This window comes from Kitasatospora sp. NPDC034023 (genome assembly GCF_055575795.1).
This window is the reverse complement of record NZ_JBVIRY010000003.1, coordinates 325,977-342,507: the sequence shown is the minus strand read 5'-3', so window position 1 is coordinate 342,507 and position 16,531 is coordinate 325,977. Positions and strand designations below refer to the sequence as shown.

Below are 16,531 nucleotides of genomic sequence, written 5' to 3'. Positions count from 1 at the left end.
TCCTTCGGTTTCACAGGTCTTCGGGGGTGCGGAGGGTGGTGCCGAGCCAGTCGGCGACGGCGTCGCCGGTGGTCGCGACATGCTGTTCCATGATCGAGAAGTGGTCTCCGGGAACGTCGACGACGGTGTCGGCACCGGCCCAGGACGAGCGCCAGTCACCGGCTTCGGCGGACGGGCGGCCGAGCGGAGTGGAGGCGCGGACCAGCAGCAGCGGGGCGCGGACCGCCGGGGGTTTCCAGTCGTCGAGCAGACGGAAGTAGCCGCCCATCGCGGTCAGCCTGGTCCCGTCCATCGGGGCCGCCCGGTCCTCGCGGTCGAACATGCCGCCCAGCAGGACGTCGTTGAACTGGGTGATGCCCTCGTTGTCGGAGAGGTAGGTGTCCAGCAGCACCACGGCCGCCGGGCCCTCGCCGCGCTGCTCCAGCGCGGCGGCCACTCCGTGGGCGAGCGTGCCGCCGGAGGAGGAGCCGGCCAGGACGAGCGTCCGTCCGGGCAGTTCCCGGAGCAGTGTCGTCGCCTGGAAGTCCAGCAGGGCCGACATGTCGGCGGGCAGTTCCTCCTCGGGGGTGAATCCGGGGGCGTCCAGGGCGGCGACGGCGTAGCGGTCCCGGAAGCGGGCGGCGAAGCGGGCGTACTGGTGGGCACCACCGAGGGCGACGATGGAGCCGAAGCAGACGAGTACGGGGGCGTCGGCGCGCTCGTTCAGGCGCAGCAGCCGCGGGCCGGTGCCGGCGGCCGCGAGGTCGCTGCCGCTGGGGAAGGCCGGGCGCAGGGCGGAGGCGTGCTTGAGCAGGGCGATGCCCTCGTCGATCCGGCCGAGTGCGCAGGCCCGGCGGAACAGCACGCTCACCGGGTCGGTGTCGGCGGTGTCGGTTCCGGTTGCGGCGGTTCCGGTTGCGGGCGCCGTTTCGGGCCGGGGGGTGTCTTCGCTCCGAGTCTCGGCGGCGAGGCGCGCCGCGAGCGCGGCGGGGGTGCCGCTGTCGAAGACGGCGGAGGGCCGCAACCGCAGTCCGGTGGCGGCGGCCAGCCGGTTGCGGAGCTCGACCGCGGTCAACGAGTCGAATCCGACGGAGAGGAAGGGCACCGTCGCGGACAGCGCCCCGGAGTCGGTGTGGCCGAGGACCTCGGCGGCCTGGGCGAGGACGATGTCAAGCAGGACCAGCCCGCGTTCCTGTACGTCGGCGGCGGCGTCGAGCCGTTGCCGCAGCGCTGCGGCGGCGGTCGGCGTCCCCTTCGCTCCGGTCGTCGCGGTCGGGCTGCGCCGGACCAGGGAGCGCAGCATCGGGTGCACCGGGCCGTCGCCGCGCACGGTGAGGTCGAGGTGGGCCAGGACGACGGGGCTCCCGTCTCCCGGCGGGGCGGCGTCCGCGGCGCACACCGTGTCCAGCAGGGCCATGGCCTCCTCGTCGGAGAGGCCGCGGGCGCCGCGCCGGTCGATGCGCCGCCGTTCGGCGCCGCCGAGCTCCGCCGTCATCCCGCTCACCCGCTCCCAGGGCCCCCAGGCCAGGGACAGGCCGGGGAGCCCGAGCCGTCGGCGTTCCGCGATGAGGGCGTCGAGCGCGGCGTTGGCGGCCGAGTAGGACGCCTGGCCGGGGCTGCCCAGCACGCCCGCGGCGGAGGAGAAGACGACGAACGCGGACAGGTCCGCTCCGCGCGTCAGTTGGTCGAGGTGCCGGGCGGCGTCGAACTTGGGCCGCAGGACAGCGGTCATCCGCTCACCCGTCAGCCCCTCCAGCAGACCGTCGTCGAGCACTCCGGCGGTGTGGACCACGGCGCACAGCGGGTGGCGTTCGGGGATGGCCGCCAGGGCGGCGGCCAGTGCCTGACGGTCGGACACATCACAGCTGACAGCGTCCAGTTCGGCTCCGGCCTCGGCCAGCTCCGCCGTCAGCTCCGGCATGCCGGGGGCGTCGGCGCCGCGGCGGCTCAGCACGAGGAGGTGGCGTACCCCGTGCGCGGCGACCAGATGGCGCGCCAGGACGGCCGCGAGAGCGCCGCCCCCGCTCACCAGTACCGTCCCTTCGGACGGCCCGAACGGGCCGGCCGGCCGGGTCGCGGTGGCGGTGGTGGCGGTGGCCGTGGCGGTGGTGACCGGCGGCCGTATCAGTCGGGGCGCGTACAGGACGCCACCGCGCAGGGCCGCCTGTGGTTCGCCCGTGGCGAGGAGCTCGGCGAGCGCGTCGCTGAGACCGTCCGGGTCCGGCCCTTCGGTGTCCAGCAGCACGAACCGGTCGGGGTGTTCGAGCTGAGCGGCTCGGAGCATGCCCCAGACGGCCGCCGCACCGAGGTCCGCCGGCTGCGGCTGCGCGCCGAGCGGGCCGGTCGCGCCCCGGGTGAGCACCACCAGGGGCGTACGGGCGGTGGTGTCGTCGGCCAGGTGGGCCTGGAGGCGGTCCAGGACCCCGGACGCGACCGCGTGCACCGCCGCGGGGTCCGCATCCCGGGCGGGGGCGTCCGCGGTCACGGTGTCGGCGGACGGGGGGCAGGTCAGCAGCATCGCGTCGGGTGTCGCGGACGGGGGTTCGGTGGGGAAGGCGGCCGGCAGCAGCCGCTCGTCCTGCGGGCCGAGGAGGCCCCAGCGGGTGACCGGGCGCGGGCCGGGCCCGGCAGTGACCGGCGTCCAGCCGACGTGGAAGACGGAGCCGGAGGACGCCCCCAGTGCGGCGGTGGACGCCGTGCGCAGGGTGAGCGAGCCGACCGTCGCCACCGTGCGCCCCGAGGGATCGGTGATCCGCGCGGTGACGGCGTCCGGGCCGTCGGGGCGCAGCCGGACGCGCAGGACCGGCGCGTCGGAGGTTTCGATCGCGACGCGCTGCCAGGAGAACGGCAGGGGGACGCCGTCGGCGGGCTCCGCGGTCGCGGCGCCTTCGCGCAGACCGGTCGTCTGGAGGGCCGCGTCCAGGAGGGCCGGGTGCACGCCGAAGCCGCCCGCTCCGCCGGCGGGGAGGCCGTCGGGCAGGGCCACTTCGGCGTGGATCGCGTCTGCGGTGCGCCATGCGGCGCGCAGGCCCCGGAACGCCGGGCCGTAGGCGACGCCCCGGGTTTCGAGCAGCCCGTACAGTTCGTCCACGTCGAGGGGGACCGCGTCGGGCGGGGGCCAGGTGCCGGCCGGTTCGGTCGTGTCGTCCCGGTCGGCCGAGGGGTCCCGGGGGCCGACCGCGCCGGTCGCGTGCCGGGTCCAGGGCCGGTCGGCGGAGCCGGGGGCGGCCTCGGGCCGGGAGTGGAACTCCACCGGGCGCCGTCCCGCGCCGTCTTCGGCGCCCACCCGTACGCGCAGTTGCACGGCCTGATCGTCGGGCAGCAGCAGCGGGGCGGCGAGGGTCAGCTCCTCCACGAGGGCGCAGCCGAGGCGGCGGCCCACGTGCGCGGCCAGCTCCACGAGGGCCGCGCCGGGCAGGATCACGGCTCCGGCCACGGCGTGGTCGGCGAGCCAGGGGTGGGTGGCCGAGGAGAGCCGGCCGGTGAAGAGGGTGCCCGCGTCGTCGGGCAGTTCGACCGCGGCGCCGAGCAGCGGGTGGTCCGCGGCGGACTGGCCGGTGGCCGCCTGGTCCCGGTCGGCCAGCAGGGCGTCCAGCCAGTAGCGGCGTCGTTGGAAGGCGTAGGTGGGCAGGTCCACCCGCTGGGCACCGGTTCCCGCGAACAGTCGCTCCCAGTCGACGCGCAGGCCCCGGACGTGTGCCTCGGCGAGCGCGAGCTGGAGTCGGCGGAGCCCTCCGGCCCCGCGCCGCAGGGTGTCGAGCACCAGCGTCTCCGGGGCGCCCGCGTCGGCGGCCGTGTCCTCGATCGCGTACATCAGGGCGGGCTGGGGGCCGGACTCGATGAAGACGCGGTGCCCGGCCGCGAGGAGCGAGCGGGTCGCCCGCTCGAACTCGACGGTCTGCCGGAGGTTGCGGTACCAGTACTCGGCGCCCAGGGACTTCGTGTCCAGCAGGCCGCCGGTCACGCTGGAGTAGTACGGCACGGCACCCGCGAGGGGGGTGATCCCGTCCAGGTCGGAGAGCAGGCGCCGGCGGATCTGCTCCACGTGCGAGGAGTGCGACGCGAAGTCGGTTTCGATGCGAGTCGCCCACACCCCTTCCTCCAGGAGTTCCTCCACCAGGGCCGTGACCGCGTCGGCGTCGCCCGACACCGCCACCGACGACGGGCCGTTCACCGCCGCCACCGAGAGCCGGCCCGCCCACGGGGCGATGCGCTCCCGTGCCACGTCCACCGGCAGGGGCACCGACGCCATACCGCCACGGCCCGCCAACGCCCCCACCGCACGGGAACGCAGCGCGACCACCCGCGCCCCGTCGTCGATGCTCAGGCCACCCGCCACCACCGCGGCGGCGATCTCGCCCTGGGAGTGGCCCACCACCGCGTCCGGAACGACGCCGAACGAGCGCCACACCTCCGCCAGCGACACCATCACCGACCACAGCACCGGCTGCAGCACGTCGACCCGGGCGAGCAACCGCTCCGAGCCCAGCGCCTCCGCCGACGACCAATCCACGTAAGGCGCCAGCGCCCGCTCGCACTCGGCCATCCGCCCCGCGAACGCCTCCGATTCGGCCAGCAGCTCTGCGGCCATCCCCACCCACTGCGAACCCTGACCCGGGAACACCAACACCGAACGGCCCGGGGGCAGCCCGCTGCCGACCGTCACGCCCGCCGCACGCACGCCCCGCGACAGGGCGGCGACACCGGCCAGCAGTTCGCCCCGGTCCGCCCCCACCACCACCGCGCGCTCCGCGAACCGCGAACGCCCCGCCGCCAGCGAATGGCCGACGTCCGTCACGCTCAGGCCCGCTTCCGCCACCACCCGCTCGTACAGCGCCGTCGCCTGGGCGCGCAGCGCATCCGGAGTACGCGCCGACAGGATCCAGGGGACGGCGGCGGGCACCGGTTCCGGCGTGGCGGGCCCGTCGGAAGCTGCCGGGTCGGCCGGGGCCTGTTCGAGGATGACGTGGGCGTTGGTGCCGCTGGCGCCGAAGGAGGACACCCCGGCCCGGCGCGGACGTCCCGTCTCCGGCCAGGGGGCGGCCTCGGTGAGCAGGGAGACGGCTCCCTCGGTCCAGTCGATCTGGGGCGAGGGACGGTCGACGTGCAGGGTGCGCGGCATCACGCCGTGCCGCATCGCGAGCACCGACTTGATCACCCCGCCGACGCCCGCGGCGGCCTGGGTGTGGGACAGGTTGGACTTCAGCGAGCCCAGTCGCAACGGCCGCCCGGCGGGCCGGTCCTGACCGTACGTGGCCATGAGCGCCTGCGCCTCGATGGGGTCGCCGAGGACGGTGCCGGTGCCGTGCGCCTCCACCATGTCGACCTCGGACGGGTCGAGTCCGGCACGGGCGAGCGCCCCGTTGATGACGCGCTGCTGCGCGGGCCCGTTCGGGGCGGTCAGCCCGTTGCTGGCGCCGTCCTGGTTGACGGCCGAGCCGCGGATGACGGCCAGGACGGGGTGCCCCGCGCGCCGGGCGTCCGAGAGCCGTTCCAGCAGGAGCAGGCCCAGGCCCTCCCCGAACCCGGCTCCGTCCGCCGCGGACGAGAAGGACTTGCTGCGTCCGTCGGGTGCCAGGCCGCGCTGGCGGCTGAATCCGACGTACAGGCCGGGGGTGGACATCACGGTCACCCCACCGGCCAGGGCGAGGGTGGTGTCGCCGGAGCGCAGCCCCTGGCAGGCGAGGTGGACGGCGACCAGGGAGGACGAGCAGGCGGTGTCCAGGGTGACCGCCGGGCCTTCCAGGCCCAGGGTGTAGGCGATCCGGCCCGAGGCGACGCTGGGGATGGTGCCGGTGCCGAGGAAGCCTTCCACTTCGTCGGGCACCCGGCCGAGCCGGGACCCGTATTCGCTGTAGATCACTCCGGTGTAGACGCCGGTGCGGCTGCCGCGCAGGGTCGCCGGGTCGATGCCCGCGCGTTCCACCGCTTCCCAGGACGCTTCCAGCAGCAGCCGCTGCTGCGGGTCCATGGCCAGGGCCTCGCGCGGCGAGATGCCGAAGAAGCCGGGGTCGAAGCCGGTCGCGTCGTGGAGGAAGCCGCCTTCCCGGACGTAGAAGGTGCCGGGGGCGTCGGGGTCGGCGTCGAAGCCGCCCTCGACGTCCCAGCCGCGGTCGGTGGGGAACGGCGAGACCGCGTCGCGTTCCTTGACCAGCAGCTCCCACAGGTCTTCCGGGGTGCGTACGCCGCCGGGGTAGCGGCAGCTCATCGCCACGATGGCGATGGGCTCGGCGGAGTCGTCGCGGAGCCGTCGGTTCTCCTGCCGCAGGCGCTGGTTGTCCACCAGCGAGGCGCGCAGGGCGGCGACCACCTGGTCCGTGTCGGTGGGCATGGGGTTGGGCTTCTCCTTCTGTGGCTGTCGGTCAGTCACGTTCGCCGCCCAGGGCCATCCGGACGAGGTCGTCGACGGCCATGGCGTTGATGTCGGCGGCGGGAGCCGGCGTGTCCGGTGTCTCCGGCCGGTCGGCGAGGTGCGCCCCGGCGGCCTTCCCGGTGCCGGCGGGGTCGCCCGGCCCGTCGGGTACCAGGCGCCCGGTGAGGTGGGCGGCGACGGCGGCCGGGGTGGGGTGGTCGAAGACCAGGGTGGCGGGCAGCCGGCGGCCGGTGGCGGCGCCGAGCCGGTTGCGGAGTTCGACGGAGGTGAGCGAGTCGAAGCCGAGGTCCTTGAACGCCTGGTCCGGGTCGACGGCCTCGGGTCCGCCGTGGCCGAGGATGTCGGCGACCCGGCTCCGTACCAGGTCGAGCAGGGTGGCGACGCGTTCCTCCGGGGTGAGGCCGGTCAGCCGGCGGCGCAGCGAGTCCGCTTCGGCGGCGTCCGCCCCGGAGGCGGGGCGGCGTGCGGTACCGGGGACCAGGGCGGCGAGCAGGGCCGGGACGGGTCCGGTCCGGGCTGCCGTCCGGAGCCGGCCGAGGTCGATCTTGACCGGGACGAGCAGCGGTTCGTCCAGGGTGAGCGCCGCGTCGAACAGGGCCAGGCCCTCTTCGCTGCCGATGGCCGCGGTGCCTCCCCGGGACATCCGCCGCAGGTCGGCGGCGGTGAGCGTGCCGGTCATGGTGCTGCGGCGCGCCCACAGGCCCCAGGCGAGCGACTGGGCGGGCAGTTTCAGGGCACGGCGGTGCTGGGCGAGCGCGTCGAGGAAGGCGTTGGCGGCCGCGTAGTTGCCCTGCCCGGCGTTGCCGACCGTGGCGGACGCGGAGGAGAACAGGACGAAGGCCGACAGCGCAAGGTCACGGGTGAGGTTGTGCAGGTTGAGGGCTGCGTCGACCTTGGGCCGCAGGACGTGGCGCATCCGCCCGGGGGTCAGCGACTCGATCGTCCCGTCGTCCAGGACGCCGGCCGCGTGGACGACCGCGCTCAGCGGGCGGTCGGCGGGGATGCCGGCGAGCAGCGCGGCGAGCGCGTCCCGGTCGGCGACGTCACAGGCCTCCACGTCCACCCGGGCGCCGAGGCCGCGCAGTTCGGCGGCGAGGTCGGCCAGGCCCGGGGTGTCCGTGCCGCGCCTGCCGACGAGCAGCAGGTTCTGTACGCCGTGCGCGGTCACGAGGTGCTGTGCCACCAGGCCGCCGAGCGTGCCGCCGGCCCCGGTGACGAGGACGGTTCCCCCGGCCGCGGCGATACCGGACGGTGTGTCCGGGGCCGGGTTCGGGTCCGTGGCGACGGTGGCCCTGGTGAGGCGGGCGGCGAGGAGCTCTCCGCCGCGTATCGCCAGTTGGGGTTCCGTTCCGGCCAGTGCCCGGGGCAGCAGGCCGGGCACGGCGGCCGGGTCGTCGGTGTCGATCAGCAGGAAGCGGTCCGGGTGCTCGGACTGGGCGGAGCGGACGAGGCCGCGGACCGCGGCGCCGGTGAGGTCGGTGACCTGCTCGCCGGCTGCCGTGGCGACCGCACCCCGGGTGACGAGCACGAGCCGGGTGCCGTCGTCCCACCGCGGGTCGGCCAGCCAGTCCTGGACGAGCCGCAGGGCGTCGTCCAGTGCGGTGTGCACGGATGCGGCGTCGGGCGGGGACGGAAGGTCCGGGGTGTGGTCGCACCAGGCCAGCACGGCGGCGGGCGACGGCGCTCCCCCGTCCAGCGCGGCACCGAGCGCGGCCAGGTCCGGATGGCTGTCCGGGAAGAGTTCCCGGCCGCCGAGGACAGCCCAGTGTCCGAGGGGGTCGGCGGGTGCGGTGGCGGGCACCGCCGACCACTGCACCCGGTAGAGGGATTCCGGGCCGCCGCCCGGGCGGAGGGTGTCGAGGTCGATCAGGCGGACGGCGAGCGCCTCGACCGACGCGACCGGGAGGCCGTTCGAGTCGGTCGCGTCGATCGACACCGATCCGTCCGGCCGGAAGCCGAGCCGTACCCTGAGCGCGGTGGCTCCGGAGGCGTGCAGCCCGACTCCGCTCCAGGAGAACGGCAGTCCGGCGGACGGCCGGTCCGCGCCCGATTCGGTGTCCGGCCGAGCCCGCAGGAACAGCCCTTGGAGGGCGGCGTCCAGGAGGGCGGGGTGCACGCCGAAGGCGGAGGCGGCCCGGTGCTGGTCCTCGGGCAGACGTACCTCGGTGAAGATCTCGTCACCCCGGCGCCAGGCAGCGGTGAGCCCGCGGAAGGCGGGTCCGTAGCCGTAACCGGAGGCACGGAACCGCTCGTACAGGTCGTCGACGGGGATCGGGACGGCGCCGGGCGGGGGCCAGGAGCCGGCGTCGTCCGGTACGGCTGAGGACGACGGCTCGCGGGTCGTGGCGTCGGCGGTGAGCCTGCCGGTCGCGTGCGCGGTCCAGTGCGGGGTCGCCGCGTCCTCGCGGCAGGAGAACAGGTCCAGTGAGCGGCTGCCGTGCGCGTCCGTGGCGCCGACCCGAACCTGCAGGCGGACGGCGGTGTCGGCGGGTATCAACAGCGGTGACTGGAGCGTCAGTTCCTCCACCGTGTGGCAGCCGGCCTCGTCCGCGGCGCGTACCGCGAGTTCCGCGAAGGCCGCGCCGGGCAGCAGGACCGTACCGGCCACCGCATGGTCGGCGAGCCAGGGGTGGGTACGCAGCGAGATCCGGCCCGTGAGCAGCAGTTCACCCGTGTCGGCCAGTTCGATGGCCGCTCCGAGGACGGGGTGGTCGGCCGGATCGAGCCCGGCCGCGCCCACATCGGCCGCCGCGGTGGGCGCCGGCTCGGGCCAGTAGCGGCTGCGCTGGAAGGCGTACGTCGGCAGGTCCACCCGCCGCGCCCCCGGGAACGCACCCGAGAAGTCCGCCCCCAACCCGCACTCCCACGCACGACCCACCGCACGCAACACCTGCGCCGGGCCACCCTCCCCACGACGCAACGTCCCCAACACCACGGCATCCACACCTGCGGCCTCCACCGACTCCCCCACCGCCACACCCAGCACCGCATGCGGGCTGGACTCGACGAAGAACCGGAAGCCCTCCCCCAGCAACGCCTCCGTGGCCTGCCCGAACTCCACCGTCTCCCGCAGGTTCCGGTACCAGTACTCGGTGTCGAGGAACTTCGTGTCCAGCCAGCCGCCCGTCACCGTCGAGAAGAACGGCACCCCGCCCGAGACGGGCACAATGCCGTCCAGGTCGGCGAGCAACTGCTCGCGGACCTCCTCCACATGCGCGGAGTGCGACGCGTAGTCGACCTCGATCAACCGCGCCCGCACCCCCTCCCCCACCAGAGCCTCCACCAACGCGGCGACCGCGTCCGCGTCACCCGACACCACCGTCGACGACGGACCGTTCACCGCCGCCACCGACAACCGGCCCGCGATCCGCTCCCGCACCGCCTCGACCGGCAGGGGAACCGACGCCATCCCGCCACGGCCCGCCAACGCCCCCACCGCACGGGAACGCAGCGCAACCACCCGCGCCCCGTCGTCGATGCTCAGACCGCCCGCCACCACGGCCGCGGCGATCTCGCCCTGCGAGTGGCCGACCACCGCGTCCGGAACAACACCGAACGCACGCCACACCTCCGCCAGCGACACCATCACCGCCCACAGCACCGGCTGCACCACATCCACCCGCGCCAACAGCGCCTCCGAACCCAACGCCTCCACCAACGACCAATCCACGTAAGGCGCCAGCGCCCGCTCGCACTCCGCCATCCGCCCCGCGAACACAGCCGACCCGGCCAGCAGCTCCGCGGCCATCCCCACCCACTGCGAACCCTGACCCGGGAACACCAACACCGAACGGCCGTCGACCGGGCGACCGCCGTCCCACGCTCCCGAGTCGTCGTCGGCCATCCGGCCCAGCAGGGTGTGGAGTTGGTCCCGGTCCCCGACCAGTGCCTTCCGGTACTCGAAGGCGGTGCGCGTGTGCAGGGCGGATCCGATGTCGCGCGGGTCGACCCCGGGGTTGCCGTCCAGGTGGCGGCGCAGCCGGTCGGCCTGGAGGCGCAGTGCCTGCGGGCTCTTCGCCGACAGCAGCCAGGGCACCGCCGGCAGGGGGGTGCGCTCGGCCGGCGGGCCGTCGTCCTCCAGGGGGGTGTGTTCGAGGATGGTGTGGACGTTGGTGCCGCTCAGGCCGAAGGAGGACACTCCGGCCCGGAAGGGGCGGCCGTGGGACGGCCAGGGCTGCTGCTCGGTCGCGAGGGCCAGCGCTCCACGCGTCCAGTCGACGTGGCCGGAGGGCCTGCTGACGTGCAGGGTGCGGGGCACCTGCCCGTGCTGCATGGACAGCACCGTCTTGATGACCCCCGCCACACCCGATGCCGCCTGGGCGTGGCCGAGGTTGGACTTGAGGGAGCCGACCAGCAGGGGCCGTCCGGCGGGCCGGTCCTGGCCGTAGGTGGCCAGCAGGGCCTGCGCCTCGATGGGGTCGCCGAGGGTGGTGCCGGTGCCGTGTGCCTCCACCACGTCCACCTCGGACGCCGTCAGGCCCGCGTCCGCGAGCGCCGCCCGGATCACCCGCTGCTGCGACGGACCGTTGGGGGCGGAGAGTCCGTTGCTGGCGCCGTCCTGGTTGACGGCGGAACCGCGTACCACCGCCAGTACCGGGTGTCCGTTGCGGCGGGCGTCCGACAGCCGCTCCAGCAGCAGGACGCCGACGCCTTCGCCCATGCCCATGCCGTCCGCGTCGTCCGAGAAGGCCTTGCAGCGGCCGTCCTCGGCGAGTCCCCGTTGCCGGGAGAAGCTGATCAGGGCGCCGGGGGTCGCCATCAGGGCGACGCCGCCGACCAGGGCGAGGGAGCAGTCGCCGCCGCGCAGGGCCCGACCGGCGTAGTGCATGGCGACGAGTGAGGAGGAGCAGGCCGTGTCGATGGTCACGGCGGGGCCTTCGAGGCCCAGGGTGTAGGCGACCCGGCCGGATACGACGCTGGGTGCGCTGCCGGTGAGCAGGTGGCCGTCTCCTTCCTCCGACTGGGCGACGACGGCCGCGTAGTCGGCGTAGTTGACGCCGGTGAACACTCCGGTGCGGCTGCCGCGCAGGGCGGCCGGGTCGATGGCGGCGCGTTCGATCGCCTCCCAGGTGGTTTCCAGGAGCAGCCGCTGCTGGGGGTCCATGGCCAGGGCCTCGCGCGGCGAGATGCCGAAGAACTCCGCGTCGAAGTCGGCGGCGTCGTGCAGGAAGCCGCCGTGCCGGGTGGTCGAGGTGCCGGGGCGGTCGGGGTCGGGGTCGTAGAGGACGTCGATGTCCCAGCCGCGGTCGGTGGGGAAGTCCGAGACGGCGTCGCCGCCGTCGGCGAGCAGGCGCCACAGGTCTTCGGGGGTGCCGATGCCGCCGGGGAAGCGGCAGGCCATGGACACGATCGCGATCGGCTCGTCGTCGGGCGCGGGCGGGTGCGCGGCGGCGTCCGGGTCGGTGGCCTGCCGGCCGAGCAGTTCGGCGCGGATCTCCCGGGCGAGCGCGGTGGACGACGGGTGGTCGAAGATCAGCGTGGACGGCAGCCGCAGTCCGGTGGCGGTGTTGAGCCGGTTGCGGAGTTCGACTGCGGTGAGGGAGGCGAAGCCCATGTCCTGGAACGCCATGCCGGGCCGGATCGCGTCCACCGAGGGATGGCCGAGGACGGCTGCCGCGTGGATGCGGACCAGGTCGAGCAGCAGGCGGTGCTGTTCGGATTCGGCGAGGGCGGCGAGCCGTTGGCGCAGCAGTGCGGCGGCGGGTGCCTCCGTGTCGCCGGTCGCGGCTTCCAGGGCGCGGCGGGCTTCGGGGATGCCGGTGAGCAGCGGGCTGCGGCGGGTGGAGGTGAAGACGGCGGCGAACTGCTCCCAGTCGACGTCGGCGACGGCGAGTACGGTCTCGTCGTCGTCGAGTGCCTGTTGCAGGGCGTGGACCGCGAGGTCGGGGGCGATCCGGGGCAGGCCGTGCTGCTCCAGGTTGAACAGATCGGCGTCCGCTCCGGCGATGCGGTCCTGGAAGGGGTTCTCGGCCTGCCAGATGCCCCAGTCGACGGTGGTGGCGGTGAGGCCGCGGGCCCGGCGGTGCTGGGCCAGGGCGTCGAGGTAGGCGTTGGCTGCGGCGTAGGCGCCGTGGTCGCCGCTGCCCCAGACTCCGGCGATCGAGGAGAACAGGACGAAGGCGTCGAGTTCGCGGTCGAGCAGGGCGTCGAGGTGTTCGGCGCCGGCGGCCTTGGCGGCGACGATCTGTTCGAACGCGGACATCGGTGTGCCGTCCAGGGGGGCGAGCGCGACGAACGCGGCCGCGTGGACGACGGCGGTGACCGGGTCGCCCGCCGTGTCCAGGCCGGTGAGCAGTTCCGCCACCGCCTGACGGTCCGCCAGGTCGCAGACCGGCAGGGTCAGTCGTACGCCGAGGGCGGCCAGTTCCGCGGCGAGTTCGGCCGCGCCGGGTGCCTGGGGGCCGCGGCGGCCGGGCAGGACGAGGTGGGTGGCGCCGCTGCGGGCCAGCCAGCGGACGAGGTGCGGGCCGACGGCTCCGGTGCCGCCGGTCAGCAGGACGGTGCCCCGGGGCTTCCAGTGCTTCGTACGGCTGTCGTTCCGGGGGGCGCGCCGGAGGCGGCGGGCCAGCAGGCCGGTGGGGCGCAGGGCGAGCTGGTCCTCGCGGCCGAGGCCGTCCGGGCCGGTGCCGGGGGCCGTCAGGACGGCGGCGAGGCGGGTCCTGGCGCGGGCGTCGAGGTTCGGCGGCAGGTCGATGAGTCCGCCCCAGCGGGCGGACAGTTCCAGCGCGGCCACCAGTCCGGTGCCCCAGACCAGTGCCTGGCGGGGGTGGGTGACCGGGTCGTCCTGGCCCGTGGACACGGCCCCGGCGGTGGCGCACCACAGGGGTGCGGTGAGGGCGAGGTCGCCCAGGGCCTGCACCAGGGCGACGGTGAGTGCCGTCCCGGTGGGCAAGGCCGGGTGGTCGGGGTGGGGCCGGTCGTCGGCGGCCAGCAGCGACAGCACGCCCGTCGGGACGCGGTCGCCGAGAGCGGTGGCGAGCGTGTCCGCGAGGTCCGTGCGGCGGACGGCGTCGGCGGTGAGTTCGGCCGTGACGACGGTGGCGCCCGCTTCGGTGAGGGCGAGCAGCGGGCCGCGTAGCCGTGCGTCGTCGTCGTGTCCGGCGGGCAGGACGACGAGCCAGGTGCCGGCTGCGGGGGTGGCGGCCGGCGGGTCGGGCAGGGGCTGCCAGCCGATGCGGTAGCGCCAGGAGTCGATGACGCTCTCGTCGCGCCGCTGTTTGCGCCAGCCTCGCAGGGCGGGCAGGACAGGGGCGAGGGCGTCCTCGTCGACGGCGAGGTGGGCGGCGATCTCGGCCGGGGCGTCGTGGTCGACCATGTGCCAGAAGGCCGTGTCGTGCGGGTCGGCGGCGGCCGGTCCGGTGCCGGGCGCCGCCTCCGGCTCCAGCCAGTAGCGCCGCAGCTGGAAGGGGTATCCGGGCAGAGCGGTCGGGCGGGCGCCGGTGCCGGCGTACACCGCGGACCAGTCGACGGCCGCGCCGGCCACCCACAGTTCGGCGGCCGAGCGCAGGGCCCGGCGCAGTCCGCCGTCGTCGCGGCGCAGGGTGCCGACGACCACGGGCGGCTCCTCGGCGCCGGTGGCCTCGGCGGTGTCCTGGAGGGCCATGGTCAGCACCGGGTGCGGCGACACCTCGACGAAGACCTCGTGGCCCTGTTCGATCAGGGAGCGGACGGCGGCATCGAAGCGGACGGTCCCGCGGAGGTTGCGGTACCAGTAGTCGGCGTCCATGACCGTGGTGTCGAGCCGGTCGCCGGTGACGGTGGAGAACAGCGGAATCCGGGCCGGGAGCGGGCGTACGCCGGCCAACGCGGCCAGCACCTCGGACCTGATCCCTTCGACCTGGGCCGAGTGCGAGGCGTAGTCCACGGGTACGGACCGGGCCCGTACGCCCTGTGCGGCGCAGTGGGCGAGCAGTTCGGCCAGGGCCTGGGTCTCGCCCGAGACCACCACGGCGGCGGGCCCGTTGACGGCGGCCACCGACAGCTTCTCGGCCCAGGGGGCGATCTCGGCGCGGACCCGGTCCTCGGGCAGGGACACCGCGACCATGCCGCCGAGTCCGGCCAGCGCCCGGATGGCCCGGCTGCGCAGGGCGACGACCTTCGCCCCGTCCTCCAGGCTCAGCGCGCCCGCCACCACGGCGGCGGCGATCTCGCCCTGGCTGTGCCCGACCACGGCGTCGGGCCGGACGCCCCAGGACTTCCAGTGCGCGGCCAGTGACACCATCACCGCCCACAGCACCGGCTGCACCACGTCCACCCGTTCCAGGGAGGGTGCCCCGGGCGCGCCCTCCAGGACGGCGGGGAGCCGCCAGTCGACATGGGCGCGGAGGGCGGCGTCGCAGGCGGCGAGGCGGTCCCGGAACACGGGGCTGGTGGCGAGCAGGTCCCGCGCCATGCCGGCCCACTGGGAGCCCTGGCCGGGGAACACCAGTGCCGTCCGGCCCTCGACGACCCGGCCGGTGCCCGCGACGACGTCAGCGGGCGTGGCCGGGGCGGTGGAGAGGTCCGTGCCCGGCCCGGACAGGGCGGCGAGGCCGTCCAGCAGTGCGGGGCGCCCGTCGCCGATCACCACGGCCCGGTGTTCGAAAGCGGACCGGGTGGTCGCCAGCGAGAACCCGATGTCGGCCGCCCGTGCGGGCGCGTCCGTGGCGAGCCGGGCGCGCAGCCGGCTCGCCTGGTCCCCGAGCGCGGACGCGGTGCGGCCGGACAGCACCCAGGGCAGCACGGCCCCGGGCGCGCCCGCCCCGGCTGCGGTGTCCGGGCCGTCGGTCGCTGCTTCCGGTCCGTTGGTCTGTTCCGGCTCCGGTGCCTGTTCGAGGACGACGTGCGCATTGGTGCCGCTCATGCCGAACGAGGACACCCCGGCCCGGCGCGGCCGGTCGACGGCGGGCCAGTCGCGGGCCTCGGTGAGGAGTTCGACGGCGCCCGAGGACCAGTCGGCGTGCGGGGTGGGCGCGTCCACGTGCAGGGTGCGGGGCAGGACGCCGTGCCGCAGCGCGAGCACCGTCTTGATGACCCCGGCGACCCCGGCGGCGGCCTGGGTGTGCCCGATGTTCGACTTCAGCGACCCCAGCCACAGCGGACGCCCGGCGGGCCGGTCCTGACCGTAGGTGGCCAGCAGCGCGTCGGCCTCGATCGGGTCGCCGAGGGTGGTACCGGTGCCGTGCGCCTCCACCGCGTCGACCTCGGAAGCGGTCAGTCCGGCGTCGGCGAGGGCCGCCCGGATGACCCGCTGCTGGGAGGGGCCGTTGGGGGCGGTCAGGCCGTTGCTGGCGCCGTCCTGGTTGACGGCCGAGCCGCGCAGCACGGCCAGCACCGTACGGCCGTTGCGGCGCGCGTCCGACAGCCGCTCCAGCAGCAGCATCCCCACGCCCTCGCCCCAGCCGGTGCCGTCCGCGGCCGCCGCGAACGGCTTGCAGCGGCCGTCGGGGGACATCGCGCCCTGCCGGCTGAACTCGACGAACACCGCCGGCAGCGCCATCACGCTGACCCCGCCGGCGAGCGCGAGCGAGCACTCACCGGCCCGCAGGGCCCGCGCCGCGAGGTGCAGCGCCACCAGCGAGGCCGAACAGGCGGTGTCCACGGTGACGGCCGGGCCTTCGAGACCGAGCGCGTAGGACACCCGCCCGGACATCACGCTCATCGAGTTCCCCGTCATCAGGAACCCCTGGACGGCTTCGGCCGCGCCGGAGCCCAGCGTCGCGTACCCCTGGTCGATGGCCGCGACATACACCCCGGTACGGCTGCCCCGCAGGGTGAGCGGGTCGATGCCGGCCTGCTCGACGGCCTCCCAGGACGCAATCAGCAGCAGCCGCTGCTGCGGGTCCATCGCGACCGCCTCACGGGGCGAGATGCCGAAGAACTCCGGGTCGAAGTCCGCCGCGCCGTCCAGGAACGCCCCTCGCCCGGGGACCGTGCCGCCGGACGGCCAGGCGGTCTCCCAGCCCCGGTCGCCGGGGACCGGCGCGATGGTGTCGCGGCCTTCGGCGAGCAGTTCCCACAGGTCGTCGGGGGTGCGGACGCCGCCGGGGAAGCGGCAGCTCATCGCCACGACCGCGATCGGCTCGCTCGTGCGGGCCTCGGCCTCCCGGAGCCGCTGCCGGGTGTCCCGCAGGTCGATGGTCACCCGGTTGAGGTAGTCGCGCATCCTCTGGTCGCTCACTGGACACCGCTGCTTTCGTC

General features: G+C 75.3%; 2 protein-coding genes. Both read right to left on the bottom strand.

Annotation, left to right across the window (positions count from 1 at the left end; genetic code table 11):
- Positions 1-10: 10 nt before the first annotated feature.
- Entirely contained in the window at positions 11-6,310 is a 6,300-nt protein-coding gene (locus ACZ52R_RS06570) for a type I polyketide synthase (protein ID WP_465752926.1), read from the bottom strand.
- A gap of 31 nt (positions 6,311-6,341) precedes the next feature.
- Positions 6,342-16,511, bottom strand: a complete 10,170-nt coding sequence (locus tag ACZ52R_RS06565) for a type I polyketide synthase (RefSeq protein WP_465752925.1) — start codon at positions 16,509-16,511, stop codon at positions 6,342-6,344.
- Positions 16,512-16,531 lie beyond the last annotated feature (20 nt).